General features: G+C 41.6%; 26 protein-coding genes and 1 tRNA gene. 15 read left to right on the top strand and 12 right to left on the bottom strand.

Going from position 1 to position 25,840, the window contains the following annotated elements; translation table 11 throughout:
- Positions 1–37: 37 nt before the first annotated feature.
- Positions 38–1,495, bottom strand: coding sequence for an autotransporter outer membrane beta-barrel domain-containing protein (locus QQK00_RS03550; protein WP_284216097.1), 1,458 nt, complete (start codon positions 1,493–1,495; stop codon positions 38–40).
- 30 nt (positions 1,496–1,525) lie between these two features.
- The gene (locus QQK00_RS03545; RefSeq protein ID WP_284216096.1) at positions 1,526–2,017 is read right to left on the bottom strand and encodes a curlin subunit CsgB; all 492 of its coding nucleotides are present in this window, start codon (positions 2,015–2,017) and stop codon (positions 1,526–1,528) included.
- 459 nt (positions 2,018–2,476) lie between these two features.
- On the opposite strand from QQK00_RS03545, the gene QQK00_RS03540 reads away from it, so the two are divergent.
- Positions 2,477–4,975 (top strand): S8 family serine peptidase, encoded by a 2,499-nt coding sequence (locus tag QQK00_RS03540; RefSeq protein WP_284216095.1) that lies wholly within the window; start codon positions 2,477–2,479, stop codon positions 4,973–4,975.
- 216 nt (positions 4,976–5,191) lie between these two features.
- On the opposite strand, the gene QQK00_RS03535 is transcribed toward QQK00_RS03540, so the two are convergent.
- The gene (locus QQK00_RS03535; protein ID WP_284216094.1) at positions 5,192–5,764 is read right to left on the bottom strand and encodes a TetR/AcrR family transcriptional regulator; all 573 of its coding nucleotides are present in this window, start codon (positions 5,762–5,764) and stop codon (positions 5,192–5,194) included.
- Between the two features lie 292 nt (positions 5,765–6,056).
- Between QQK00_RS03535 and QQK00_RS03530 the strand changes: the two genes are divergently transcribed.
- The 6 genes from QQK00_RS03530 (at position 6,057) to QQK00_RS03505 (ending at position 11,868) form a co-directional block, all read left to right on the top strand.
- Positions 6,057–6,530 carry a YkgB family protein gene (locus QQK00_RS03530; RefSeq protein ID WP_284216093.1) on the top strand — a complete coding sequence of 158 codons (474 nt, stop codon included), beginning with the start codon at positions 6,057–6,059 and terminating at the stop codon, positions 6,528–6,530.
- A gap of 11 nt (positions 6,531–6,541) precedes the next feature.
- Positions 6,542–7,120 (top strand): DsbA family protein, encoded by a 579-nt coding sequence (locus tag QQK00_RS03525; protein ID WP_284216092.1) that lies wholly within the window; start codon positions 6,542–6,544, stop codon positions 7,118–7,120.
- Positions 7,121–7,188: 68 nt separating this feature from the next.
- Positions 7,189–8,697, top strand: a complete 1,509-nt coding sequence (locus QQK00_RS03520; protein ID WP_284216091.1) for an FMN-binding glutamate synthase family protein — start codon at positions 7,189–7,191, stop codon at positions 8,695–8,697.
- Complete coding sequence (locus tag QQK00_RS03515) at positions 8,687–9,124, top strand: hypothetical protein (RefSeq protein ID WP_284216090.1); 438 nt, start codon at positions 8,687–8,689, stop codon at positions 9,122–9,124. The genes QQK00_RS03520 and QQK00_RS03515 overlap by 11 nt, the downstream gene beginning before the upstream one ends.
- Positions 9,125–9,134: 10 nt before the next feature.
- On the top strand, positions 9,135–10,583 hold the full coding sequence (locus QQK00_RS03510; protein WP_431307719.1) for a dihydrolipoyl dehydrogenase: 1,449 nt from the start codon (positions 9,135–9,137) through the stop codon (positions 10,581–10,583).
- Positions 10,584–10,665: 82 nt separating this feature from the next.
- The gene (locus tag QQK00_RS03505; RefSeq protein WP_284216089.1) at positions 10,666–11,868 is read left to right on the top strand and encodes a bifunctional alpha/beta hydrolase/OsmC family protein; all 1,203 of its coding nucleotides are present in this window, start codon (positions 10,666–10,668) and stop codon (positions 11,866–11,868) included.
- 130 nt (positions 11,869–11,998) lie between these two features.
- On the opposite strand, the gene QQK00_RS03500 is transcribed toward QQK00_RS03505, so the two are convergent.
- Together QQK00_RS03500 and QQK00_RS03495 are read right to left on the bottom strand one after the other, a co-directional pair.
- Entirely contained in the window at positions 11,999–13,111 is a 1,113-nt protein-coding gene (locus tag QQK00_RS03500) for a DNA alkylation repair protein (protein WP_284216088.1), read from the bottom strand.
- Positions 13,112–13,116: 5 nt separating this feature from the next.
- A complete protein-coding gene (locus QQK00_RS03495) occupies positions 13,117–13,752 on the bottom strand; it encodes a hypothetical protein (protein ID WP_284216087.1) in 636 nt (211 codons plus the stop codon).
- Between the two features lie 58 nt (positions 13,753–13,810).
- Here QQK00_RS03495 and QQK00_RS03490 point away from each other — a divergent pair, with 58 nt between their 5' ends.
- Positions 13,811–14,497 carry a helix-turn-helix transcriptional regulator gene (locus QQK00_RS03490; protein WP_348521136.1) on the top strand — a complete coding sequence of 229 codons (687 nt, stop codon included), beginning with the start codon at positions 13,811–13,813 and terminating at the stop codon, positions 14,495–14,497.
- 116 nt (positions 14,498–14,613) lie between these two features.
- On the opposite strand, the gene QQK00_RS03485 is transcribed toward QQK00_RS03490, so the two are convergent.
- The 4 genes from QQK00_RS03485 to QQK00_RS03470 form a co-directional block, all read right to left on the bottom strand.
- Positions 14,614–14,964: a nuclear transport factor 2 family protein gene (locus QQK00_RS03485; protein WP_284216085.1), complete on the bottom strand. Its 351-nt coding sequence runs from the start codon at positions 14,962–14,964 to the stop codon at positions 14,614–14,616.
- Between the two features lie 287 nt (positions 14,965–15,251).
- On the bottom strand, positions 15,252–15,710 hold the full coding sequence (locus QQK00_RS03480) for an SRPBCC family protein (RefSeq protein WP_284216084.1): 459 nt from the start codon (positions 15,708–15,710) through the stop codon (positions 15,252–15,254).
- The gene (locus QQK00_RS03475; protein ID WP_284216083.1) at positions 15,707–16,069 is read right to left on the bottom strand and encodes an ArsR/SmtB family transcription factor; all 363 of its coding nucleotides are present in this window, start codon (positions 16,067–16,069) and stop codon (positions 15,707–15,709) included. Before QQK00_RS03475 ends, QQK00_RS03480 begins: the two co-directional genes overlap by 4 nt.
- 167 nt (positions 16,070–16,236) lie before the next feature.
- Entirely contained in the window at positions 16,237–16,653 is a 417-nt protein-coding gene (locus tag QQK00_RS03470; RefSeq protein ID WP_284216082.1) for a helix-turn-helix domain-containing protein, read from the bottom strand.
- 93 nt (positions 16,654–16,746) lie between these two features.
- Between QQK00_RS03470 and QQK00_RS03465 the strand changes: the two genes are divergently transcribed.
- Together QQK00_RS03465 and QQK00_RS03460 are read left to right on the top strand one after the other, a co-directional pair.
- Positions 16,747–17,277 (top strand): cupin domain-containing protein, encoded by a 531-nt coding sequence (locus tag QQK00_RS03465; RefSeq protein WP_284216081.1) that lies wholly within the window; start codon positions 16,747–16,749, stop codon positions 17,275–17,277.
- Positions 17,270–17,779 (top strand): DUF2938 domain-containing protein, encoded by a 510-nt coding sequence (locus QQK00_RS03460; protein WP_284216080.1) that lies wholly within the window; start codon positions 17,270–17,272, stop codon positions 17,777–17,779. The genes QQK00_RS03465 and QQK00_RS03460 overlap by 8 nt, the downstream gene beginning before the upstream one ends.
- Before the next feature lie 282 nt (positions 17,780–18,061).
- Here QQK00_RS03460 and QQK00_RS03455 read toward each other — a convergent pair.
- Both QQK00_RS03455 and QQK00_RS03450 read right to left on the bottom strand, forming a co-directional pair.
- Positions 18,062–18,138 (bottom strand) — tRNA-Met (locus QQK00_RS03455).
- A gap of 146 nt (positions 18,139–18,284) precedes the next feature.
- Positions 18,285–18,611 carry a 4a-hydroxytetrahydrobiopterin dehydratase gene (locus QQK00_RS03450; RefSeq protein ID WP_284216079.1) on the bottom strand — a complete coding sequence of 109 codons (327 nt, stop codon included), beginning with the start codon at positions 18,609–18,611 and terminating at the stop codon, positions 18,285–18,287.
- Positions 18,612–18,998: 387 nt separating this feature from the next.
- On the opposite strand from QQK00_RS03450, the gene QQK00_RS03445 reads away from it, so the two are divergent.
- From QQK00_RS03445 to hemN, 4 genes are all read left to right on the top strand, one after another.
- Positions 18,999–19,904 carry a LysR family transcriptional regulator gene (locus QQK00_RS03445; RefSeq protein WP_284216078.1) on the top strand — a complete coding sequence of 302 codons (906 nt, stop codon included), beginning with the start codon at positions 18,999–19,001 and terminating at the stop codon, positions 19,902–19,904.
- Positions 19,905–20,036: 132 nt separating this feature from the next.
- On the top strand, positions 20,037–20,432 hold the full coding sequence (locus QQK00_RS03440; RefSeq protein WP_284216077.1) for a DUF3718 domain-containing protein: 396 nt from the start codon (positions 20,037–20,039) through the stop codon (positions 20,430–20,432).
- Between the two features lie 296 nt (positions 20,433–20,728).
- Positions 20,729–21,121 carry a DUF3718 domain-containing protein gene (locus tag QQK00_RS03435; RefSeq protein ID WP_284216076.1) on the top strand — a complete coding sequence of 131 codons (393 nt, stop codon included), beginning with the start codon at positions 20,729–20,731 and terminating at the stop codon, positions 21,119–21,121.
- Positions 21,122–21,330: 209 nt separating this feature from the next.
- A complete protein-coding gene (gene hemN, locus QQK00_RS03430; RefSeq protein ID WP_284216075.1) occupies positions 21,331–22,773 on the top strand; it encodes an oxygen-independent coproporphyrinogen III oxidase in 1,443 nt (480 codons plus the stop codon).
- A gap of 37 nt (positions 22,774–22,810) precedes the next feature.
- Here hemN and QQK00_RS03425 read toward each other — a convergent pair whose 3' ends face one another.
- Positions 22,811–25,225 (bottom strand): zinc-dependent metalloprotease, encoded by a 2,415-nt coding sequence (locus tag QQK00_RS03425; RefSeq protein WP_284216074.1) that lies wholly within the window; start codon positions 25,223–25,225, stop codon positions 22,811–22,813.
- A 200-nt stretch (positions 25,226–25,425) separates the two neighbouring features.
- Between QQK00_RS03425 and QQK00_RS03420 the strand changes: the two genes are divergently transcribed.
- On the top strand, positions 25,426–25,827 hold the full coding sequence (locus QQK00_RS03420) for a hypothetical protein (protein WP_284216072.1): 402 nt from the start codon (positions 25,426–25,428) through the stop codon (positions 25,825–25,827).
- The last annotated feature ends 13 nt before the right edge of the window (positions 25,828–25,840 follow it).

Raw genomic sequence — 25,840 nt, 5'->3', positions numbered from 1 at the left:
CGCCTCGACAGTAAAAAACCGCCGAGGCGCTGTTCATTTACATTTGTGTTATTGACGCAACGTTAAAATCACCTACTTGCGTGACTGATACCGAACCGCCCATACCAGTAATACCGCCAGTAACCAAATTGTCATTACCGGTCTGAGTAATACTGAAGGTATTTGCGTCTCCGGTTAACATGAATTGACCACCATCTTCTGCAGTAATCCAGTTGCCTGTTCCCTCTTGCAGAATTGACACAATATTGTCATTGCCGTTAATGACTAAATCTAACAAATTTAAATCACCGTCTTGCGATATGTCCAGCGCGTTCCCATTCGACTCAGCGCTACTAGCCAACTCGACTGAAGCATCATTTTCATCGCCAACTTGAGACAGCAAAATAACATTTGCGTCAGCACTAAAAACGGCATCGCCAATATTCGCCTGAGCCAGCGCGAAGTTTCCATTACCTTCCTGACTCAGCTCTACAGTATTTACAAACCCGTTAAAATTAACCGTACTCACTTCATTTTCATCACCAATCTGTTCAATTTCAAACGTATTAAACAAACCAATGACACCCGCGTAGGCAATGTTGTCGTTACCCACTTGGTCAATTTCAAAACTATTCTCAACGCCATCCAAGGTTTCGACAGTCGTCTCGTTGGCATCCCCAAGTTGATTTACGTCCACGCTATTGCCCGAGCCTGAAAAAAGTGTAGACGAAAATACGTTTGCGTCACCGTCTTGCTCTATATCTACCGTATTGTTATCGCCATCCACTTCCCAAGTAAGTCGGTTTCTATCACCATCTTGGTCAATTTCGATTTCATTGCCAGATCCAATAACACTGGTAATATTTGAAATATTGTAATAACCATCCTGAACCACTGAAATCTCGTTTTCATCACCTTCTAATGAACGAACATATGATTCATGCCATTCACCAGATTGTTCAATATCAATGTTATTGAATGATCCGTTTAGCGTATTATTTGCCCAATTACCACCGGCATCTTGGTCAATAGTGACGGTATTAACGTCCCCTGTTATTTCATTGATTGAACGGTTAAAAATAAATCCAAAAGGACCACTGCCCGCTCGCTGCGATATATCAATAGTATTTTCAGAACCAGTTATTTGTACATCAACACTGCCTTGTTCACCATCTTGACTAACAACAACAGCATTAAAATCACCCACTAAATTCGCTAAAATAGTATTGTTCTCACCTACTTGAGACGCTTCTACTTCATTTGCATCTCCAACGACATCAATAACGATACTGCTGTTATCGCCTTCCTGACTAAGAATTGAACTATTGCCAATTTGATTACCTGTCGGCGCAGTTTGCGATAAGGAAATATTATTGCCTTCAGCAGCAACCACTTGATCTACAGCTGCATTAAATTCAGTGTCTTTAGTGTCCGGGCGCTCTTGCGCTGACACCAAGGTTGTTGTAGATAACGTAAGTAAAATTGCACTCGCAATTTTTGTTTTAATTGTATTCACGGTATTCTCCATTTGGCCGTAATATCACATTTATTCTATATATTGAGTAATATTTACAACCATTTCATTCCCGATTTGGCGAACAATAAACGCTTGCTCACCTGTTTGATTTATATTGGCAACGTTATCAAACCCGTCTTGAATTATTTCGACATAGTTAGCATTATTTTCTTGAATGAGATTCACTTCATTCCCACTGCCAAATTGCGTAATTACAGCAATGTTTACATTACCTCGTTGAAACACATTCGACGTGTTTGACGCATTACCGGCTTGTAATATGTTGGTGATGTTGTTTAACCCATATTGCCCAACGCTTATGATTGAGTGTGAAGCGTCGACTATGATGGCAGGGCCATTTAGACTTAATGAAAGAGGAGATTCTGCTAGGTCGTCAGATGGTTTATTACTAAAATCAGGATTAGAAGCAACTGCGTTAAACGCGATAGAACAACTGACAAAAAATACATAAGCAATTCGTAAATACCGAAGCTCAAATAATGTATAACGCGAATGATTCAACTGGCATCTTCCTTGATTTAATTATTATTATCTAACACCTTTTATGTAACCTTTTTGTGTCGCAAGATACCATCACCCTAAAGTATTAATTCAGCACAATGATTGCGTTAAATGTACTCATTAGTCAGTCAAACCGTTCAACGCGTAATACAAAAGTACCAATAAAGTAATCAACTTTTTAACGCATTATTAATTTACATTTTAATCAGGACAACGCTTTACAATTTAACGCAGTGCCAATTCAACGCATCACCTTAAAGTACCATTTAGCATACGAATCAATGCTTTTTGTCACATAAAAGTAGTATTTTTCGTCATAATGACTAGAAAGACATACCAAACTTTGAATAAGTTGTATGTGTTGAGTGTTGTGATAGATTTGATTGAGAGAAGGTTCTAAATACTAATTCATGCAAAGTAAAGTGTGAGCTTTGCTTGCATAAAATTTGGAATCTACTAATGAAAACTAAGTTAACCGCCATTATGATGGCGATGCTTCCAGCATTTGCGGCAACGTCATCGCAACCCGCTGATCCAGAAATGTACGACAACACTGTTATTGTCGTCTACAAAGCTTCCGCTTCGACGCAACAAAAAGCTCAAGCCCGTAACTCCGTTGGTGCTCGAATTAGCGACGCCAATCGTGATGAAATTGATGACCGCTTCAAAAACCTAATGCAAGGCCGCGTCGCACAATTGGAGCTTCGCGGTTATTCGGTAAAACAAGCAATTGAAGTGTTGAAAAACAATGCTGCCGTAGCATACGCCGAACCTAATTATGTATGGAAGAAGGCGCTCACCCCCAGCGACACTCGGTATGGTGACTTGTGGGGTTTGAATAACACGGGACAAAACGGTGGCACAGCTGACGCCGACATAGACGCAGCCGAAGCGTGGGACATTACGACAGGTTCACGAGATATTGTCATTGGCGTGATTGACACCGGTGTCGACTATGCGCATGAAGACCTAATTGACAACATGTGGATAAACCCCAATGAAACCCCAAACGACGGTATAGACAATGACAACAATGGCTATATTGACGACATATACGGCATCGATACTGCCAATGGCGATAGTGATCCAATAGACGACGATGCCCACGGTACTCATGTATCTGGCACAATAGGCGCGAGTGGCGACAACGGTATTGGTGTTGTTGGTGTTAACCATCAAGTATCAATTGCCGCGTGTAAGTTTTTGGGTGATGATGGCACAGGTTCTACCGCTGGGGCGATTGAATGTATTGATTATTTTACGGCGCTAAAAATAGCCGGGATCAATATTAAAGCAACCAATAACAGTTGGGGCGGAGGTCCTTTTAGCCAAGCATTAAAAGACTCAATCAGTGCTGCGGGAGATGCAGGTATAATGTTCTTTGCAGCTGCGGGCAATGCTGGGACAGATAATGACGCGTCTCCACACTACCCTTCCAGCTACGATAACGAAAACTTAGTTGCCGTTGCAAACACCAACCGCAATGACGCAGATGACGGAGATTCGTTTGGTTTAACATCGGTTGACCTAACCGCGCCAGGGGCAGCAATATTGTCCACAACGCCAGGCAATACTTACTCAGTATTTTCTGGCACATCTATGGCAACCCCTCACGTCGCAGGATCTGCCGCACTGCTCTGGTCAATAGACCCTGACTTAAGCATTAGCGAAATGAAAGAAATATTGCTAACGTCCGGCGACGACAATGCATGGGCAGAAGGGAGAACTGTTTCTGGTAAGCGCCTTAACGTCAATAATGCCTTGGCAATGACAGACCCAGAGCCCAGTTTTACGTTATCGGTCAGCCCATCAAGTGCGGAAATTGTTGCGGGTGACAGTATGATGTTTGAGTTCTCTGTTGGTTCATTAGCAGAATGGGATGGCGAAGTCAGTCTTGAAATCGACGATGATTACGGTATCGCCTCGCTATCAACGACGACCGCGTTCCCGGGTGATCTATTCACCTTAGATGTAGATACTGAAAATGATACTGCTTGGGGTGAATACAGTTTTAGCGTTGTTGGCACGAGCGGAGATTTGGAAAAAAGCAGTACAGTAAACTTATATGTACTTCCCCAAGGGATCACAACCTTTAACTATCCTTACCTTGGAGAGCCAGTTGCAACAGTGCCAAACGAATCAGACCCCGATGATTTAGGGCTAGATTTAACAATCAATGTACCCGATGACTTAACGCTATTTGGCACTGAAGTGTCTGTTGATATTACCCATACTTACAGCGGTGACTTGACCTTAACACTCACATCCCCTGCAGGCACAGCGTATACATTAAGGCAAACCACGGGGGGCGCAACTGATGACATTGTAGAAAGTTACTCAACGCCAATTTTTAATGGCGAAGTTGGTACTGGTGATTGGGTGCTAAATGTGCTCGATTCATTTGACGGTGATGACGGACAAGTTAACAACTGGTCATTAACGTTTGACGCTGTCGGTGAAGTTGGACCAACCCCACCCGTTGCCGCTTTTAGTTATGTCGATGAGGGCTTACAGGTGACATTCACAAATGAAAGCACAGATTCCAATGGAGATATAGACACTTACACTTGGGATTTTGGAGACGGTATGTCCTCCTCTGAAACAAATCCTATTCACGTATTTGCCGCCACAGGCAACTATGACGTAACGCTAACAGCGACTGACGTGGAAGGCCTTGATGACAGTGTGACTATGAATATTAGTGTTTCTGACTCAAATATTACGAACGAAATTGTCAGGGCGTACAAGTCTAGATTTGGTAACTTACGTGTTGACCTTTCCTATGCTGGTTCAAGTGCAGATATGGTGTCAGTTTATCGCAATGGTGAATTAATTGCGGAAACTGAGAATACCGGAATATACAGAGATCGCGGGCGTAGAGTAGACGGTAGCAGCTTTACCTATATGGTATGTGACGTCACAACCGCATGTTCTGAGCCTGTCACGGTTGATTTCTAAAATGACGAGTTTAAAAAACGCTTAATATCAGTTAAGCGCTAAATACTTAAATATGAGAGCCCTACATTTTCTGGGGCTCTTTACACTCAGTATCCTGTTTAAAAACACGTCGGATAAATAAAAGCGACTGAAGTTGCTTTTTACACTAACCGCATCATTCTTGAGAGCAATAAATGGTAGCCAAAATGAGTACACTAGCTACTAACACATTCCTCTCTATATCGTTTGAATAGCCAAATCGATAGATTGCATAAGCCTATCACTATTTACATCGGCTTTTATCATCAACCTAAGCCCAATATAGCTCATTAAAATTTGAGACGCCTTTTTAAAGCTACTGTTTTGATCCTTTTTATATGGGAGTTCCGCTTCTAAGGTTTTAACAAATCTATTTAGTATTCGCTCGTAACAACTTTTGATGAACGCCCCAATTTCGACATCGAGTTGAGATTGGTCTGCAATCGCGTTACAAAAAAAACAACCTCTTTTATCCTTACTTGAAAAAACAGAATCAATCACGTAATCGAACATTCGTTTAAACTTAAGCTGGGCAGGTTCAGGGCCGTCTAAGCGATTGAATGCATCATTAATTTCAACCGATTCATAGTCGTTGAGCGCGGCTAAATACATCTGCTTCTTACTCTTGAATACTCTGTACAGACTTTGCTTTTTTAACCCTGTCGCTTCTTCAAGATCACTAATAGAAGTACCCACGTAACCGAGTCTCCAAAATGTATTTTTAATACGCTCAAGCGCAATATTTTTATCGAATTCGCGTTGTCTAGCCATTGATACCTTGACTCCTCGCATTTGCCGATATGATACCACTACAGCATTTTGTTACTGAACGGTCCTTAACTTCTTGCGTTTCTTGTTTTTATAGAATAATATTTGCATCTATTGTTACTGATTGGTCCGCAATAATATTGTTAATCTATCATGTATGGCAAAAGCATTCGCAACGATAGATTCACTACATCTTAAAAATTCACATATAAAATGCCTTCATTCAGTTTGTTAGGGATTGTCTATCTCTGAATATCGGTTTTTATATCGCCTAAATAAAAAGGAAACTACTAGCATGTCAATACTTTTACCTAAACCTGTAGAAACGGTTGTTAGCGCTATCGCAGAAAAAGGCTTCTATATTGTGTTACCAATCATCTTTACGTGGTTTGGCTTAATGAAATTTACTAGCTATGAGGCTGCAGCAATTGAAGGGCTTATCGCCAATAGTCCATTCGTATCATTCTTACTGCCATTACTTGGTCAGCAAGGCGCTTCAAACCTAATTGGCGCTGTCGAACTTGTTGTAGCCGTACTCATATTACTTCGCTTTATTGACCCTTTACTTTCATTCATAGGGGCGATCTTAGCTACCGCAACATTCATTGTTACCAGTACGTTTTTCTTTACTACCCCAGGCGTATTTTTACCAGATGTTGGCGGTTTAGCGGTATCCGTGGTACCAGGACAATTTCTATTAAAAGACCTTGGTCTGTTAGTTGCATCTATTTGGGTCCTAAACGAAAGCGCTAACGCGATAAAAAAATGAGGTTGACTTAAATGACAATTCCGATTCCAAAAAGAGAAAGTGGTGTACTGCTAGGTGCGGTAAACGCAGATGTAAAAATAGACTTATTTGTTGACATTCAATGCCCACATTCAAAGGCAATATGGCCTCAAATACTTGATGTTTTAGCACATTACAAAAACGAATCACTCAGTATTCGCTTGCACTTAATTACATTAAGTAATCATCGGCAAGCTTGGGACATGAGCTTGGGTATATTTGCTTTAGCTAAGGGAAATGCACAGCAGTATTTTGATTTTGTTACCTATCTCTATGAACGCCAATCCTTGTTTTACAACAATGTCTTTTTGCATAAGACACACGAGGATCTTAAGCAATTGGTTGCCGCGACGGCTCACGATTTTGCCGGCGTAGACAAAGAAACATTTATTCAGCAAATGGCGGCCAGTGACGTTTATGAGCTTGCGCGCACACCTATTCGTTACTCAGCAACTAAATCGGTATGGGGAACACCAACCATATTCATTAACAATTCAAATAATGCGCCCCTTAGTCATCAGTCGTCACTAGAGGATTGGCAAGCGCTTATAGATCCTTTACTCAGCGTTTAACGCATTGTTTATGGACATTATAAAAAATTCTAGCCAGCGGATGGCGCTAAATTTAAGAGAAATATTGAATGAACTCATTGTCAGGAATCGGCTTACAAATTATTGAATGGGGAGCCTTGCTCTTTATATTTGTGCTTGGCTGTTTGTTATTATTGTTGGTCAGCCTATACATCATTGATAAAACTCAAACTAGCCAAACAGTAAGACGAAACTTTCCAGTTGTCGGGCGTTTTCGTTATCTGTTTGAACACTACGGTGAATTTTTTCGCCAGTATTTCTTTGCAATGGATCGTGAAGAAATGCCATTTAACCGTGCTGAGCGTTCTTGGGTTTACCGTGCCGCAAAAAATGTTGATTCAACGGTAGCGTTTGGCTCGACCAGAAATTTGTCACCTACTGGCGAAATTTTGTTTGTCAATTGTCCGTTTCCGACATTGAGTGAAGACATTGCGCCTACCGGCAACGTTGCTATAGGTGAACTTTACTGTGAAACACCTTATATAACCAGTTCCATCTTTAACATCTCAGGCATGAGTTATGGCGCATTGTCAAAACCTGCCGTACTCGCATTGTCGAAAGGTGCAGCTAAAGCAGGTTGCTGGATGAATACTGGAGAAGGCGGTTGCTCTCCTCACCACCTTGAGGGTGGAGCTGATTTAGTAGTACAAATTGGTACCGCAAAATACGGCGTACGCAATGAACAAGGTGAGTTATGTGATCATCGACTAAAGGAATTGGCTGCATACCCTCAAGTAAAAATGTTTGAGATAAAAATGAGCCAAGGTGCCAAACCTGGCAAAGGTGGAATACTCCCAGGTGAAAAGGTATCAGCAGAAATAGCGGAAATCCGTGGCATTTCCGTGGGACAAGATTCTATTAGCCCTAACGGTCACCCAGACATTCGAAACGAAGGCGACTTACTCGACATGATTAGTCATATTCGCAAGGTAACAGGTAAGCCTGTCGGTTTTAAAACGGTAGTAGGTGCTGAACATTTCTTCGAAACATTATTCGACGAAATAAACCGACGAGGTGTTTCCGCTGCACCAGACTTTATTACCATTGACAGTGCAGATGGTGGCACAGGCGCTGCGCCTCAAAGTCTAATGGATTACATGGGTTTACCGATTCGTGAAAGCTTACCTTGGGTAGTCGATAAACTAAACGAATGCAACTTAAGACAGAGAATCAAGGTAATTGCATCTGGCAAAATGATCACGCCATCTGGCGTAGCTTGGGCAATGAGTATGGGCGCTGATTTTGTTGTTTCTGCGCGTGGGTTTATGTTCGCACTTGGATGCATACAAGCCTTACAATGCAATAAAAACACCTGCCCTACTGGAATTACTACGCACAATAAAAAATTGCAGAGAGGCTTAGTGCCTAAAGATAAAGCGACGCGCGTTGCTGACTACGCAAAAAACATGAATTACGAAGTGGGCATTATTGCTCACGCCTGTGGTGTTAAAGAACCACGCGAATTAAAAAGGCATCACGCGAGAGTTGTATCAGAAGACAACGGTCGTTCTATTCCACTATCGGAGAAATTTCCGGAGTCAAACAATCATGCTGTCTAACATTTTGTCTTCAGTAATGGTACCAGGTATAGCATTACTCATCTTATCAACGACCATGCGATTAGGTAATGTAAGAGCAGCCCTCACTGAGTTGATAAAGGCGTTACCGTCAGATTTGGAATCGTTAAAAAGTTACCAGTTGTTAAGCGCTAGAGTATCTTACCTATGCAAAGGCTTGAGGCTGTTAAACCTTTCTTTGTTAGCACTTATTGGCTCATTAATTATAGACCTACTCGCGACTCAAACAATTGTTGCTGTTCAAGCATCGGTAGTTGTTAAAGGTCTGGTTTTTAGCATTAACTTTATATCTTTGTTATTGCTGTTTTATGGAGTTATTCAACTATTTCTTGAATCTAAAATAACCGGAAAGTCGGTGATTTCCTTGTCAATTGACATGTTAAACCTATCAAAAAACAAACAAATATAAGGACACAATTATGAGTGGAATGTCTCGACACGTTGATATCGCCATCATTGGCACAGGCACATCAGGCATGGGGGCGTACAGGGAAGCTCGTAAGTCAACTGACAGTATAGCCTTAATCGAAGGCGGAGAATATGGAACGACCTGTGCAAGAGTAGGTTGTATGCCATCAAAGCTGCTCATCGCGCCAGCAGAAGCACGACATCGTGCTGAATATTTTTCTAAGTTTGGCTTAAAAGGTACAGTTCCAGACGTCGATGGTATTGCCATAATGAAGCGCGTGAGAGAAGAAAGAGATCGTTTTGTTGGTTTTGTAAAGGAAGATATCAACGATTTCGATCCAAAACATAAGATTCAGGCTTACGCAGAGTTTGTAGATGATAATACTTTAACGCTTTCAAACGGCGACTTGATAACCGCTGGTCGTATTATTATTGCAACAGGTTCGCGCCCTAACATTCCAGCAATATTTAATGAGGCTGAAGATAGGCTCATTACCAATGACGATGTCTTTAGTTGGCAAGATTTACCCAAATCAGTAGCCGTTTTTGGCGCTGGCGTAATTGGTTTAGAGCTAGGGCAAACACTTCATAGGTTAGGTGTGAAGGTGCATTTGTTTGGCGCAAGAGATGCGGTCGGACCTTTGTCAGATCCAGAAGTTCGCGACTATGCCCTAAAGACTTTTAAGGCTGAATTTCCTTTTCATAGTAACGGGCAAGTTAACAAGATACAGCGGGTCGAAACAGGCGTACAAATTACCTTTAAAGCGACACCTGACGCTGAAGAACAAACTGAAGTCTTTGACTATTTGCTTGCCGCGACGGGACGGCGTGCAAATGTTGATAATATTGGCTTAGAAAACACGACACTTAAGCTAAGCGAGCGTGGTATACCAGTGTATAATCCATTGTCCATGCAATGTAGCGACAGCCATATTTTTATTGCTGGCGATGCAAATGCTGACATCCCCCTATTACACGAAGCATCGGATGAAGGTCGACTAGCGGGAGAAAATGCCGGTCGCTACCCCAATGTTATACATCGTTCTCGTAAAACCGTACTTGGTGTTGTTTTCTCTGATCCACAAATTGCGACTGTTGGTAAATCATTTAATCAACTTACTGAAAAAGGCATTGACTTTGCCGTTGGTAGTGTCAGCTTTGAAAACCAAGGGCGATCTCGCGTAATGCTTGTAAACAAGGGGTTTATGAGACTATACGGCGATACAGAAACTGGTGCACTATTAGGAGGCGAAATGATTGGCCCTAGCCACGAACATTTGGCTCATCTACTGGCATGGACAATCCAAATGCGCATGACAGTTGAAGATATATTACAGATGCCCTTCTACCACCCGGTAATTGAAGAAGGGTTGAGAAGTGCACTGCGTAGCTTACTTCAAGCAATGGGACGAGGGCCTCAACCGCCATTACATTGTATAGATTGCGGACCCGGTGCATAGTCATTGAGAAAAAAGAGCAGACTTTTTCGCTGCTCTTTTATTTTAGGGTTAAACTAACAAAAATATTTTTTAGGACCACCTAATGCGACAAAAAATAGAATTTAAAAGCGGCGAAAATACCTTAAGCGGGTTACTTGAAACGCCAGAAGATAATATACGGTTCTTTGCTCTTTTTGCGCATTGCTTTACCTGCGGCAAAGACGTAGCCGCGGCATCAAGAATAAGCCGGGCAATGACGGCAAAAGGAATAGCGGTATTGCGTTTCGATTTTACTGGTTTAGGGAATAGTGATGGTGATTTTGCCAACACAAATTTTTCATCTAACGTACAAGATTTGGTGGCCGCCGCTGACTTCCTACGTCAAGAGTATCATGCACCTAAACTCATTATTGGTCATAGCTTAGGTGGGGCAGCGGTGTTAGGTGTAGCTCAGCAAGTGCCTGAATCTAAAGCACTAGTCACTATAGGTTCACCATCAGACGCGGCTCACGTTGCGCACAACTTCGCCTCGCACCTAGATGACATAGAAGCAAAAGGTAAAGCTGATGTTAGCCTTGCAGGGCGCAAATTTACCATACAAAAACAGTTTTTAGACGATATAAACAGCTATGGCACTGAGCATATTGGAAAGTTAAAAAAGGCCTTAATGGTAATGCACTCTCCCGTAGACAGTATCGTCAACATTAGTGAAGCAGAAAAAATCTACCAAGCAGCCAAGCATCCCAAGAGCTTTATCAGCCTTGACAATGCAGATCACCTACTGAGCAATAAGGACGATGCTGAATATGTGGCAGAAGTAATTTCAGCATGGGCAAATCGTTACATATCAAGTGACAGTAACGCCTACAGTGCGAGTGTTTCTTCAGGTCATGTATTAGTCGAAGAAAAAGATCATAAATTTATGCAACACATTAGTACAAACAGCCACTATTGGTTGGCAGATGAACCTAAAAAAGTAGGTGGTAACAATGCGGGGCCAGATCCTTACGAACATTTGCTCGCTGGATTAGGGGCTTGTACTTCGATGACCTTAAGGCTTTACGCCGAGCGTAAAAAGTTGCCTATTGAGCATATAAAAGTGGAACTAAGCCATACTAGAGATTACAACGCCGACTGCGATAATTGCGAAGTTCAACAAGGTATAGAGGCAATAATCCGCAAGATAAGCTATGTAGGCACTTTAGATGCAAAACAAGAAGTGCGTTTTTTAGAAATCGCAGATAAATGCCCTGTTCACAAAACCTTGCATAATAATGTCGCGGTTATTAGTGAATTACAGAAATAGCCATATTTAACGAGAAGGCGTTTAGCAGCGCCAATATCTATGGCAATAAGGGAATGAAGAATTTTGAAACCGTTCTAACCAGATGGGCTTCACTTCATCCAAAAACTGTCTAATGCGTTCATCCATTCATTTATATCCCGTGCAATTCAAAGTCTTGCTTGCCCAACGATACACCATTCACGAAAATTTCTACCGAATGTGTTCCGTTATAATAGGTGCGTGTTGTAATGGGTTTGATGACATGTTTTTTAGCGGCACTTAAAACATCATTTGCCTTAAGCGCCATATTTTTCCACTTAAACACTTTCGGCAACGCGCTGCCATTAGCTTTGCGGTGGTGAATGGCATAATCAATGATGAGGTTTTGCGGTTTTCCTGATTTAGAATGTAAAGTCACTTCAAATACCAGCGCACCACCAAACTCCACCTTCGGCGTTTTTATGCTCAGTACCTCCAAAACAACCTCTGGATCAGCATAACCCAAAGCCTCCAATGTCGGCTTATGCCCTTTTTTAATCAGCGTGCGACAAGCGTGTTTAACTAAACTTTCTCTATTTTTATCTGCGCCTTTCAGCCACTCTTTGGCAATGCTCGCCACCAGGTCAGGATGATCCTTCGCAATGTCATTAAGGTTGTTGGCAACCGAACGGCGTACATATCCTTCCTGATCATCCCTTAAGGTTTCGAGCAATGGCAAGATAGGCGATGGGTCATCGATAAAGGGCTGTAACTTCATCGCCCATGGTAAACGCGGTCGCGTGCCTTCGGACACTAGACGACGCACATGATAATTTGGATCGTTGACCCATTTATGTAAAAGCTCAAGCGTGCACTTTGGATAATGTAGAAGGAAAAAACGAATATCAAATTCGGCGCTAAAATGTGAGGTGGTTTCTCTGAAAAAAGCCATTGATGTATCAAAATGCTTCAACCCGTATGTGGAAGCGTAATGGTTAAATGGCAGGGTACCCCATCCAGTAACGCCCTGCTCCCAATCTGCACCATAAGGTGCAAGGCTTTCCTGCATAACGGATACAGCGAAATCAAAATCATCTTGAGGTAAAAACTCATTCAGTGCTTCTGAAATGCGTGCAATGCGTTCTTTAAGTTCAAGGGCTTCCAATCCGTCTCGGCACATATTGCCAAAACCAATGGTATCAAACTCGGGCCATACGCGTTTAAGGTGATCACCCATTATAGCAATCACCTCCGCATTATATTTGTTTTTAAATGGTTCAGTCATGTACTTTACGCCAGCAAATACCAAAAATCTACATCGACTGTTTCGGAGTCGAACATTGTCAACATCTCGCCGCAAATCGGGACGTTGACGTAGTTATGACAAATTTTTCTTGCAGCTCCAAGGGTCTTTACAAAGGCTACCTCGGCATACGTCGCCTTGTCGACTTTGCCAATAAAATGCTCGCGTGTTTCAGGCTGTTGAGCAAGATAATCATCTTCGATTTTTTTCGAAACCGCTAATAGTTGATCTTCAGAAAAATTAGCCTCCTTCTTGGGTTGAAAGGTGCCAAATTCAATACAAGAAAAATCTGTTTCTATATTAACGCTATCCTTAAGAATTGTCGTTGGCGCTAAACGAATACTGCCGGGCTCTAATAATGTCATCAAGGTTTTAGAGCTTCCGTTTTCGGGGTAGCGCTGCGCCATGTTTTGGTAGGCAGCTTGATCCCTTGCAAAGATCGCATCGGCAAATTCACCTTTAAGGTTCCCCAAAAAATAATGCTTAATAATGCCCTCTTGATGCTCTAAAAACTGGCTACGCCACTTCATGCAAGCCTGAATCAGGGTCTCCACCTCCACCCCCTCGCGCTTCTTATATCGGGCAAATCCCATCATTGACGTATTACTAGCATTAGTTTCCATGTTTTAGACTCCAATTTAGTTTGTTTCATCTAACTATACTGGACTACCCTGTCATTTTATGTCAGGGTTGAGTATGCGTACCTTAAGATTGTTCTCTATCCTCGACCTTCTTCGCTCCCGAAGGACTCCTATTTCGGCAGAATTAATGGCCGAAACACTCGGGGTTTCAATGCGCACCATCTATAGAGATATGGTGACCCTGCAAGACATGGGTGCGCCAATTCGTGGTGAAGGGGGTATCGGATACCAAATCGAAAAAGGCTACTTTCTGCCGCCGATACACTTTGATCCCGATGAATTTGATGCGTTTATTCTGGGCATGAGAATGGTTGCAGCCCGTGGCGATTTGCCTTTAGCGGGTGCGGCACAAAGAGCTATAGGAAAAATCAATGCTGTGCTGCCTGATGGGCGGCACAATCTTCAAGAGCAGTCTTTACTAGCGTATTCCACCCAATCAGAAGAGAAAGTCCCCCTTCCTCATCTCAGCGCTCTGCGTGCAGCTCTACGAGAGCGCAAAAAACTGGAGATTACTTATCTCGACCTTAAAGGAAGAAGCAGTACGAGAGTTATCCGCCCGCTTGGATTAACGGCCTTTGATCTTGTTTGGGTGTTAACGGCTTGGTGTGAAGAACGCGAGGCTTTTCGTAATTTACGTGTAGATCGATTGCAATCAGTGGATTGCACTGGGGCAATATTCTCAAGAGAAGCCGGAAAGGAGTTTAGTGACTATTTGAAAACGCTCTAGCGCGTTTTGACTTTTAATGATTGTTCACCTCAAGTTAGGCGTTTATTCTTTCTTGAGGTGTCCGGCGAATTCAACCACGACAGTTTGTCTGAGCCTGTAAACGCTTAATTAGGCACTTAATGTTGCTCGTTCAACTCGAATTGCTTTGAATCCGTATACGTCATCATTGACGATATTTTGTCGCCACTAAACTCAATCACATCGCACATGGGAATTTTTCTACCAATATCGAGGGTAAACAGATGCACGAGATTGTTGCCCTCAGCAATCATTCTGGAATCAGAGACCGAACCATCAAAATTTAATAGTGACTCAGCAAATGCGTCGGGATTGTCGTGGTTACCTATGGGGCTGGTAAATGTAAAATCATCTGTTAGCGCTGACCTGATTTGGGCAACGTTTTTCATTGCTGCGCCCCTATAAAAGGTATCGAGTGTTGTTTGCCGTTCTTGGGTTAATGCAGTCATGGTTTAGTCTCCTTGATAGTTTGGTTAACGTTTGTACTTCCTAGCTTGGCCGACCTCTCATCGAATTCGCCCATCGAAGGACATTTGTACAATTATCCGTCGGGCCAAGATCGAAGGCGTCGGCAAAGACGGGAATTCATGTCGAACAATAAGGCCGAGCGTCATAAGGTTTCATAATAACTCTTTAAAATAAATAATGGTTGAGTAGCCAACCCGCTGACCACAGGCAAATAACGTGCTATGAAATAATGGAGAAAAGCCCAATAAAGGGCAGACACTCTCATTGTTCATGGCCTTGCCTCCGTAGCTGATAGATAGAGGACAATTCGGTCAAAGGTGCTTTCCCATCCAGCAATATGGCGCTCGCAAGCCTCTTTAGGCAACTTGTCATGGGTTAATAACACCTCTGTCTCTTCACCACGATCTATGAACTCCACAAAAACACGCGTAGGAATATCGGCATGTGGGTCAGGCGCTTCCCATACCCAGGTAAAAACAATCTGATTGGGTTCATCAATCACTTCATATACCCCGCCAACAATAGGTTGATTCCCATCTGGCATGGTGTAGCGCACACGGAATTGGCCTTTTGGGACAAACTCAAATACTTGTACATCAATGGCAATATCAACGCTTGGCGAAAACCACTGAGCAAGCGCTTCAGCATTCGAAAATGCCGCAAACACACGTTTTCGGTTGGCTTTAATCAAGCGTCGAACCTTCACCGAATGCAACAAGCTACTCATTCGTTTTTCTCCTGCTTGTTGCTGGGCTTCTCGAGCTGATCAACAAAGGTATCCAAGCGACTTAATGTGCCTTCCCAAAATTGCTTGTGTCGTGATATCCAGCTTTCAGCTTCATCCATAGGGTTTGTCACCAGCTCAAAACGGTGTATTCGACCTTCGACTTCACGCCTTACCAAACCCGCCTTTTCCAGCACCTTTAAGTGCTTGGATATGGTTGGCTGCGCCACATCAAAGGGAGCAAGTAATTCGCTAGCGGTACTTGCACCCTGGCCGGCAAGTATCGAAAGAATTTTACGGCGCGTCCCATCACCTAGGGCGTGGAAAGTGCGGTCTAATGATGTATTATATTGTATAGCCATTTGGCTATACTATAAATTAAATCATCATTGGTCAATATTTTTTTGATAAATGCATAGTTACAGACAAGAGCATTGAACGACAAGAACTTATATGCGTTATGCCGCATATAAAAGACTATGATCAACAAAAGGCTAGCTCATTAGAACGACATAATATAGGATCAAAGCTATGATGCGGATCGGCTTCTGTTTTTATGCTGTTGTCTGCCAGCCACACGCAAAAGTTTCTGAAACTTAGGACACTCACTATGGCTAGGGGCAGAACAATCAGCCGCATGCCTCAATCCATTGCTGATAGCCATCATTCGTTTTGCCTGGATTTCTAGCTCATCCGCCTTGACTCTAAGCAAATCTCTATTCACGTGGTATTGACCATTAGCAGAAAACATCGCGACGATATCTTCAAGGGAAAATCCCGCTGTACGCCCCAACGCCACGAACTCTAATTGTTCAACTACCTTGTGATCAAAAAGCCTACGTAGCCCATTTCTTCCCACAGACTGAATAAGCCTTTTTTCCTCATAAAACCTAAGTGTTGACGTTGGAAGACCTGACAATTTTGCCACTTCCCCAATATCGAGCATTGGAACTCCTAAAAAAAACCTTGACTTAAAGTTAACTTGAAGTTGTAGCATGGATTAGATCAAAGAACAACTGTTAACGATTTGAGGCAAAACATGAATGCAAAGACTCCCATTATTGAATTGAAAAAAAGTGAAGGAACCTATGTTGTATCCGCTGGCAATCTCTACAGAATCATTGCCGAAGGAAAAGATACTGACAACCGATTTTCATTGATGGAGACGGTACTTAAACCCGGACAAGGTGCGCCTTATCACACCCATACTCGTGAGGATGAGGCTTTCTTCATCTTGGAAGGAGAAGTCACTTTTTACTTGCCGGACAAGTCAATCACCGCAAACAAAGAAGATTTTATTTCGTGTCCTCCCGGCGCTACCCGTGGGTTTCGTAACAACACAAATAAAGTAGCCAGAATGCTATTGTTTTACAGTTCAGCGGGCGTAGAAGAAATGACAGTCCGCGATGGACAGGTCGTCGAACCTGGCGTCAAAGCTTCCGAACTCAATAGCGGAAGAGACATTCAATGTCCTACCTTGGCGGAAGAATATGGCATAGCAGATTCTGAAACAAAGTTACCAAGCCTTTATGAACATATAAGCACAAAAAAAGGGAATCTCAATGTTTGAAAACCTATCACACCCACTAAACCTAATTTTACCAGCAATTTATATCGGTATTGGCGCAACTGCGATTATGGATGTCTGGACGCTTTTCTTAAAAGTTGCATTCAATGTCTCAGGTCTTAATTTTGCAATGGTAGGTCGTTGGATTGGACATATGCCTAGGGGCAAACTGATGCATCAAGGTATTGTGAATAGCTCGCCAATTGCAAATGAATCGATCATCGGTTGGACAGCTCACTATGTTATTGGAATTATTTTTGCCGCAGCACTGCTATTGGTTTTTGGGGTAGCCTGGCTTAATTCACCCAGCTTAACGCCAGCGCTTGCTGCAGGACTGATAACAGTAGCTTTCCCGTTTTGTCTAATGCAACCATGCTTCGGAATGGGAATAGCAGCAACCAAGCTGCCAAATCCCCATATCACTCAATTTAAAAGTCTGGTTGCCCATTCAGTATTCGGAATGGGTTTATATTTTTCTGCTCTGCTGGGAAATAAATTATTCTAGCTTACCAACGCCACTAAATTGTATAAAGGAGTTACTATGATTAAAGACACCACATACTAACCCGTAGATTGATGTTCTCAGAAAATCGTATCTTGAAGCAACGGCTGATGCTGGGTTGAAGGAAAGAGTTAGGGGTTTGATTGATAAGATCCGAATTCAGCCATATAACAGATGGAGATGCTATTAAACTGGAAGTTCACTGAAGCTTCGCAAATCAGTTTAACGAAAATCCGTACATTGAAAAACAAAAAAGACCCGCCATTTTTGACGAGTCTTTCTATGTGGTTGCGGGAGCAGGATTTGAACCTACGACCTTCGGGTTATGAGCCCGACGAGCTACCAGACTGCTCCATCCCGCGTCTGAACTGGTGATTTCTGCGTGTTCGCTGAAAGTGATGCGTATTATACATACGGACTTTAGACACGCAAGCTAAAAAACAATAAAAATATAGATAAAATGACTGTTCGCGTGTTTATCATACGATATGTAGTATTTATACACAATTTAATGAGCATAAACATCCATTTTCGCCGCCAACTGGAAATCTAAGCTAGTTATTCCGTTCGCATCATGCGTAATTAAATCGACGGTTACCTTATTATAAACGTTAAACCATTCAGGATGGTGTTTTAGCTTCTCTGACCAAATTGCTATCTGGCTCATCCAGCCAACAGCCCAAATAAAACTTTTAAATTTAAAGGTTTTATGCAGTTTGTCATCTTGAATCACCCAAAGGTTACCAACAGTGTTTTCATTGAGCTTGTCCAATTGCGCTTCAATTTGACTCTGGTCTAGTTTTTCAATCACGCTTTTATTCGCTTTTTCAGTCATCGTGTGCCCTCTGACAAATTAAGTAAAAGAATATAATACGTATTTCTTAGAAATTAGAATCACATGCTTAACAAGACAATAGTAAAGAATCTTTCATACTTTCTGTGCATTTATTATGACCTTGCTTTTTGAGAAAATATTTCTAAACAATTGAATACGTAAAGAAAGAATCATCGGTCTATAATTTAGCAAATTACCTGATTTAGTATTCGAATCAAACACGAGAATTAATATTCAATCAATATCACTTGTACTTTAAAAACCTGTTACTAAGTGTAAAGAGCATATAGAATATTCGATTGGAGTGTTTAAGTAAGGTAGGCATTTCAAGATTCGTAGAGTGAAGAGTGCTTAAAAATATGTGCCTAAATCCACAGGGATAGACAGATGAATTTACATAGAATAGATTTAAATCTATTTGCGGTTTTTGATGCGATCTATACCGCTGGTAGCTTAACTAAAGCCGCAGATGTCTTATGCATCACTCAACCAGCGGTAAGTAATTCCCTTGCTCGTCTAAGAGAAATGTTGAATGATCCTTTATTTGTGCGCACTGGTCACTCAATGACGCCCACACCTGCTGCGCAAAATATTATTGGCCCAGCGCGTCAAGCACTTGCACTTTTGCGCACGAGTGTGCAGCAGAGCCATGTCTTTGATGCTGCAAACTCTTCCAAGTCATTTAATTTTTCGAGTCGCGACTTACTTGAAGTCAGTATCATGCCGCGCCTAATTGCAAAATTACAAACGGTTGCACCTGGCGTGTCCTTAACTAACTATGAAATTAGTCGCCATGAAGTTGTTTCGGCAATGGCAAATGGCAGTTTGGATTTTTTTGTAGATGCCTCTACTTTTTCAGACCCACATTTAAATAAACAAAAAATTGCGTCTGACCGCTTCGTTGCGGTTTCTCGTAAAGATCACCCTGCGCTTCGTGAAGGTATGTCTCTTGATATCTTTTTATCGCTGCCTCACTTTAATGTTGCACATAGAAAATCTGGTGCAGGCCCAATAGATTTTGAATTAGACAAAATAGGAAAAAAAAGAAATGTCGTTATGCGTGGTCAACACTTTTTGACCGTACCTAGCACGCTAGTAAAAACTGATTTGATAGCTTGTATGCCTTATCACTTGGCAAAACACTATGATTTAGCAATGTATGAGCTGCCCGTCAAAATACCTAATGTGGATTATTGTTTATATTGGCATGTAAGTGCTGATCTAGACGCTGCCCACCAATGGATGAGAGAACAAATCATAGACGTTGCTAAAATATACAACCCTGACGCGTAATTGCTAACTGCACACTTTAGGTATTTTTTTTAATACTAAATTATTTTTTCGATAATTGACCGAAAAACCAAAACATTTAGACTCCCTCCCCAACAACGCCATGTTGTCCCTCAAAATTTTATGGAGAGTCATATGAAAGGAAAAACAATAGTTTTTAGTACATTATTTTGCGTCGCTTCGTCAATGAGCTTTTCAGCTAACGCAAGTATCGAAGCAGCACTAGCCAACATATGCAATATTGTTAAAACAGATGATAAATCTGAGCTACGAAAAAAAATGAAGAGCGTAAGAAACGACTTCAAGTTAAAGCTCGGCGACTACTATGAAGGTATATCATGCAATGGTAATAGCCTCATTCGCACGGCATTGCTAAGTGAAGCGTTAAATACCGGTACGTTGTTGGTCAAAAAAATGCCTAAATCCAAACTAAACAAGCCCGAAGTCGACGGTATAAAACTTAGTGATTGGATTGCCCAAAAGGGCTTAGATTCAAGCCCAATTGCGCAAGTTGTGAGCGAACGTCTATAAGGTAGTCATATTCGTAAGAACCGCTTTTTCTACTTCTTTTTTGCAAAAAAGCGCTGTTTTATGCAATGAATCAATAAGCTTGCATAAAACAGCGCTTTTTCAATTTAAAATCCTTATAAAAACGTTAACCATCTAATTTTTATAACAATTATATTCAATCTGAGAAAAGTTCTAGAAATATTAAACTCATTTATTTAGTATTCAATTTGATACCAAAGTATCACCAAAGTATCTATTACAAATAATTTTATTGAGTAACATTTGTCCTGAGAGTGTTAACCAAAGAGGACTGTATCATGTTGAAAAAAATACTTATCTCTTCTGTATTCGCGGCGGTAGTTATGTTTTCTGGCGGCGCAAATGCGGAATTACAAAGTGCATTAGCGAACATCTGCGAAATCGTGAAAACCGACGATAAAGCAGAACTTAGAAAGAAAATGAAGAACGTAAGAAGTAATTTTAAATTAAAGCTCAAAGATTATTACAGCGGGATTACCTGTGGTGGAAAATCTTTAATCAAGCTTGCGATCGAGAATAATGCCACAGAAGCTGGCACCCTATTGGTTAAGAAGATGCCAAAAAAGCTTTTATCTCAACCAGAACAAGACGGTGTTGTTCTACTGACCTGGATAACCGACAACGGCTTAACTGATAACCCAGTATCTCAGGTTTTACAAGAACGCCTGTAAGAATACCCTATTATCACCAGTTGATATAAAGTTCAACATGGTAGGCAAAGGCATCTTTGCCATTTTGTGACCCCTCCCCGGGGTCACTTTTTTACTTTCTGAATAATTTCCACTACTGCAAAGAAAAACATTGTTTAAGATCAAAAAACGTATCATTACTTTATTAGATAATTACTTCAATACGCAGTGATAAGGTCTTAAGTAATATAATGTATATCAGGGATGTTCATAACACCATAATCCCCCCAAAGCCAACGACTAATAAGCAACCACAAACCTTAGACTTTTTAGAAAAGGCAGTGCTACAAAAGTACAATGTGTCTGGACCGCGCTATACGTCATACCCTACAGCTGTATCATTCCACCCAGATATATCTACAAATGATATTGATGACGCCAACAACAATCTATTGGTTGACGCATCATCAAAACAGCTTTCTTTATACGTCCACATCCCATTCTGTAATACTTTATGTTATTACTGCGGGTGCAACAAAATTGTCACTCGCCAACAAGATAAAGCAGACCGTTACATTGAATACCTTGAAAAAGAAATAGACTTAGTCGCGAACAGCTATGAAAAATTAGTGGTAGCCGATTTACATTTAGGCGGCGGAACACCAAACTTCTTAAGCGTTGAACAGCTTTCAAGGCTAATTGCCTCATTAAAGCAGGCATTTAATTTCGCTAATGATGCACAACTAAGCATTGAAATAGACCCAAGAACAGCCGATCAACACTATCTCAAAGCTGCTGCCAAACTTGGTTTTAACCGTTTAAGCATTGGTCTTCAAGACACAGATAAACGCGTTCAAAGAAAAATAAATCGCACACAGAGCACATTACACATTGCAAACTTAATCAAAGCCGCTCGTATGTTTGGCTATAAATCCATAAATGTAGATGTCATCTATGGTTTACCGATGCAAACGCATGAAACCTTTTCAAACACGCTTAATGCCGTCAAAAACATGGATCCGGAGAGAATATCTTTGTTCTCTTATGCCCATATGCCAAACATGTTTGCCGCACAACGCAAGATTAAGAATGAATGGTTACCATCGAGTGAAGAAAAGTTTGCGTTGTTTACACTGGCCATAAATGTCTTAACGCAATCAGGATATGACTTTATTGGTATGGACCACTTTGCAAAGCCAAGCGACGAACTGAGTGTTGTCCAACGCGAAAAATTATTGCACCGAAATTTTCAAGGGTATTCTACGCAGGGTAGATCAGCACTATTGGGGTTAGGCGTTTCCTCAATTAGTAGTATTGATAAGGTGTACTTTCAAAATGAGAAGCACCTAAATGACTATTATGCAGCCCTAGACAAAAATAATCGTCCAATTGCAAAAGGCGTAGTATTAAGCACTGATGACCAAATCAGGCGGGATTTAATACTTCAACTCATGTGTAATTTTGAAATCGATAAACAAGCCTTTTCCGAAAAACATAACATCGACTTTAATTATTATTTTAAACAAAGCCTATCGACCCTAGAGACCTTTGTGAACGATGCTCTAGTAAGCAATGACGATGACAAGCTAACTATACATAGTAAAGGCCGTCTACTCGTAAGGAACATATGCATGAGTTTCGACCAGTACCTGTCTCAACCCATGCATCAAATGCGATATAGCAGCGTTATCTAGCATCAATCGCTCTATACGATAAACTGTATATATTTTGCTAAATTGGCGACCCTGGCGGCATGGGCGTTACGTCTATATTCATAGGGAAATCACCACGCTGCCAATATGTATTCAAGTGTTTCAGTATCACTTTTGCTTTCGCGTTTTTTCGCTGTTTTTCTAGTGATTCGCCAAAGCGTAACAATTCGGCTTTAATCGTTAGCGCCACCTCCGGCGCTAACGTTTTATCATTTAACAAATCAAAATTTGCTTGCAAGCCAAGTAAGCCAATACGCGCAGCTAAGCCCGACGCTGTTGCGTTAACAACTATATTGTCGAAGACCTCTCTGAGCAAAAACTGAACAGATGGAACAGACGAATCAAGACTATATTGATAATCTAAGCGGTTTAAACGCTCGGCTGTCAGCAGCTTTTTTAGTGCGCTAAAACTTGCAGACTCTGCCATTGCTAAGGGGTCAAAATTTCGCCCCATACGAGATGTAATGCTTTCTCTGTTACGTTGTGACCCATAAGTTTTCGGCGGGATTAAAGACGCTAATTTGGGAGGCAATGTTAAAAACTTATCACTCGCGCTTTTTATCATCAAGGCCAAGGCCTCATGTTGAATTTTACCGTCTACAATAGTGGCCTTTGGCGTATTGTCATTCGCTTCTTTAATACTATATTGATAATTTACGCCGCCAATTTGTTTAACTAAGGCATCAAGTTGATAACGGTGAGAATAATAAATGGGCACCAAACGCTCTTCTAGATCAGACCACGGTGCGCCAAACGGTAAACTTTCTGAGCCAAAATTATTCAGTGCATAATCTCGTACGGCTAACACGCGCTTAAATTCAGCAATAGGATCCGCACCATTATCCCATAAATGGCCGTCTGATGATGGTCTGTCAGACGAGCGAGCATCGGGATCTGACTTAAACAAAAATTGTTTTTGGGCAAGTGTAACAAGTGAAGATAGTGCGTCAGACTCAGTGTTAGCGTCGGCATATGTTTGATAACCATATTTGATAACATGCTTATCCCACGCGCCGATTTTGTCGTCATACGCGTTTGATAAATCAATACCCTCTTTAGTCAACTGGATGTAGGGATGAGGGTAATCCATAACAGATGCCCTATCGTTTTCACTTGCTGAAAAGTTATGGGCAATACCCAAAGTATGCCCAACTTCATGCGCAGACAGCTGTTTAATGCGATTCAGCGCCATTTGAAGCTGCGCACTAGTATCAGCGTCTTTATCTGCAAATGGACTGGTCATTCCCAAGGCTATAAGGTAATCCTGTCGAACCCGCAGCGAGCCCAAGGTAACATGACCTTTCAATATTTCTCCCGTTCGAGGGTCAACGACCGAGAAACCATACGACCAACCACGTGTTGCGCGATGAACCCATTGGATAATGTTGTACCTCACGTCCATTGGATCTGCGCCGTCAGGTAAGCGTTTTACCTGAAAAGCATTTTTATAGCCTGCGGCTTCAAACGCCTGATTCCACCATAGAGCACCATCACGCAACGCGCTGTATACTGGCTCAGGAATACCAGGGTCTAAATAGTAAACAATGGGCTCTACAGCTTCACTCGTGGACGTGTCTGGATGCTTCTTTTCCAAATGATGTCGACGAATATACTTTTGCTCCATGTCAGCATCAATAGGTACTGAGTAATCATAAAAACTGTGCTTGTTAAATCCTGAGTAAGGATGAAACGCGCGCGGCTTAAAATCATTTTCTGGCAATTTTACAAACGAATGATGCATGTGCACGGTGACACTCTGGGCATCGGGTGTCACTTGCCGAATGAACTGGCCTTTTGGTTCCCCTGAAAAAGTGATCACCGCTTCTAACTCTGTATTTAGAGGGAACGCTTTTGTTTTCGCTAAGTACACTCCGCTGCGTTTAGCGTCAAGTTTATAGCTACCTTGCTTTCGAAATTTTAGTCTATCCGCCATATTGTGAATATCACTGAGTAAAAACGAGGTGTAATCAAACTCAATATAGTCTTCTGTTTCAGAGTCAATTTTAAAACCCGCAATGATTGAATCAGCAAAGGCTTCATCAATACTCGCTTTTTCAGCAGCATTTTGGGATGAAGAACGGTAGGTCGTATTTAACTGATTGAGCATAATTTTATTGCCAAAACGCACAAATTCCGTCAATCGCGTCCTCCCCAACTGCCCTCGGTCTAAACCGATGTCATTTGACCCGACGCCGTGGGGCAGACTACTTTGAAAAATGAAGGCTTGCTCCAACATCTGTTTATTAAGTCTGAGATACACTTTATCTTCAGATTTGTCATAGCGAATATCAATAAAACCTTCTAACAGCTCAGCTTTACTGGAATTTATATGGCTCAAGCTCACTGCAATCATTAGCAACAATGCTAAGCATAAGGAGCTTAATCGTTTTTGCGTATCAGCGTTTGATTTTTGTAATAAGTATTGTGACTTCAACGATCTTCTCCTAGCACAGGGTTATAGTAACCAACATCAATTGATGTTGATCCAAATCAGTAGTTTAATTTTTAAGGGATGTAAACTAGCTTAAATTGTATAATCACTCATGGCAACACTAGATCGTTTGCGATGCCTGATTGTCAGTAGCTATTGATCTAATTGCGAAACACGCCATGCGCGAATACTCAGGAATCAGCATGCAACAATCAAGAATATTCGATAATGTGATTGCCTATTCTAGTAAATTTGAAACCGTCATCACCTTGTTAGTCGATGATAAAACTGGCGTCGCCATCGCTGAAAAACCCATATTCGGCAGCGAAGTTACAATTAATGATGCGTTATTTGATCACGCCGGTAGCATACTTGCAGCTGGCACCGAACTTGGCTGGGTTGATTACATTGACGTACATAAGTTTGCATGTATTACTGAACATGGTCACTACCTAGACGCGGGTCAGTTTTTTTCAACCACAGGGAATACGCTAACGCTTGAGCATCCAGCCTTATTGATAAATATTTTCTCTAACATGGGTAAAGACAAAAAAATTCTGACGCTTCGCTTGCACATAGACGAAGCCGTTGAAGAAGCAATATAGTCACCTGTAAGTT

This window comes from Agaribacter marinus (assembly GCF_030160655.1).
In the GTDB taxonomy this organism is placed as follows: domain Bacteria; phylum Pseudomonadota; class Gammaproteobacteria; order Enterobacterales; family Alteromonadaceae; genus Glaciecola; species Glaciecola marina.
The sequence above is the reverse complement of the archived record's forward strand: the minus strand, read 5'-3'. Positions and strand labels throughout refer to the sequence as shown.

Coding starts and splice junctions, on each gene's coding strand:
- QQK00_RS03460 (WP_284216080.1), top strand. CDS start 17,270: ATGTTTGAAAACCTATCACACCCACTAAACCTAATTTTACCAGCAATT.
- QQK00_RS03495 (WP_284216087.1), bottom strand. CDS start 13,752: ATGGAAACTAATGCTAGTAATACGTCAATGATGGGATTTGCCCGATAT.
- QQK00_RS03435 (WP_284216076.1), top strand. CDS start 20,729: ATGTTGAAAAAAATACTTATCTCTTCTGTATTCGCGGCGGTAGTTATG.
- QQK00_RS03510 (WP_431307719.1), top strand. CDS start 9,135: ATGAGTGGAATGTCTCGACACGTTGATATCGCCATCATTGGCACAGGC.
- QQK00_RS03475 (WP_284216083.1), bottom strand. CDS start 16,069: ATGGCTATACAATATAATACATCATTAGACCGCACTTTCCACGCCCTA.
- QQK00_RS03525 (WP_284216092.1), top strand. CDS start 6,542: ATGACAATTCCGATTCCAAAAAGAGAAAGTGGTGTACTGCTAGGTGCG.
- QQK00_RS03420 (WP_284216072.1), top strand. CDS start 25,426: ATGCAACAATCAAGAATATTCGATAATGTGATTGCCTATTCTAGTAAA.
- QQK00_RS03515 (WP_284216090.1), top strand. CDS start 8,687: ATGCTGTCTAACATTTTGTCTTCAGTAATGGTACCAGGTATAGCATTA.
- QQK00_RS03520 (WP_284216091.1), top strand. CDS start 7,189: ATGAACTCATTGTCAGGAATCGGCTTACAAATTATTGAATGGGGAGCC.
- QQK00_RS03485 (WP_284216085.1), bottom strand. CDS start 14,964: ATGACTGCATTAACCCAAGAACGGCAAACAACACTCGATACCTTTTAT.
- QQK00_RS03535 (WP_284216094.1), bottom strand. CDS start 5,764: ATGGCTAGACAACGCGAATTCGATAAAAATATTGCGCTTGAGCGTATT.
- hemN (WP_284216075.1), top strand. CDS start 21,331: ATGTATATCAGGGATGTTCATAACACCATAATCCCCCCAAAGCCAACG.
- QQK00_RS03440 (WP_284216077.1), top strand. CDS start 20,037: ATGAAAGGAAAAACAATAGTTTTTAGTACATTATTTTGCGTCGCTTCG.
- QQK00_RS03450 (WP_284216079.1), bottom strand. CDS start 18,611: ATGACTGAAAAAGCGAATAAAAGCGTGATTGAAAAACTAGACCAGAGT.
- QQK00_RS03445 (WP_284216078.1), top strand. CDS start 18,999: ATGAATTTACATAGAATAGATTTAAATCTATTTGCGGTTTTTGATGCG.
- QQK00_RS03490 (WP_348521136.1), top strand. CDS start 13,811: ATGTCAGGGTTGAGTATGCGTACCTTAAGATTGTTCTCTATCCTCGAC.
- QQK00_RS03540 (WP_284216095.1), top strand. CDS start 2,477: ATGAAAACTAAGTTAACCGCCATTATGATGGCGATGCTTCCAGCATTT.
- QQK00_RS03465 (WP_284216081.1), top strand. CDS start 16,747: ATGAATGCAAAGACTCCCATTATTGAATTGAAAAAAAGTGAAGGAACC.
- QQK00_RS03530 (WP_284216093.1), top strand. CDS start 6,057: ATGTCAATACTTTTACCTAAACCTGTAGAAACGGTTGTTAGCGCTATC.
- QQK00_RS03480 (WP_284216084.1), bottom strand. CDS start 15,710: ATGAGTAGCTTGTTGCATTCGGTGAAGGTTCGACGCTTGATTAAAGCC.
- QQK00_RS03500 (WP_284216088.1), bottom strand. CDS start 13,111: ATGACTGAACCATTTAAAAACAAATATAATGCGGAGGTGATTGCTATA.
- QQK00_RS03505 (WP_284216089.1), top strand. CDS start 10,666: ATGCGACAAAAAATAGAATTTAAAAGCGGCGAAAATACCTTAAGCGGG.
- QQK00_RS03470 (WP_284216082.1), bottom strand. CDS start 16,653: ATGCTCGATATTGGGGAAGTGGCAAAATTGTCAGGTCTTCCAACGTCA.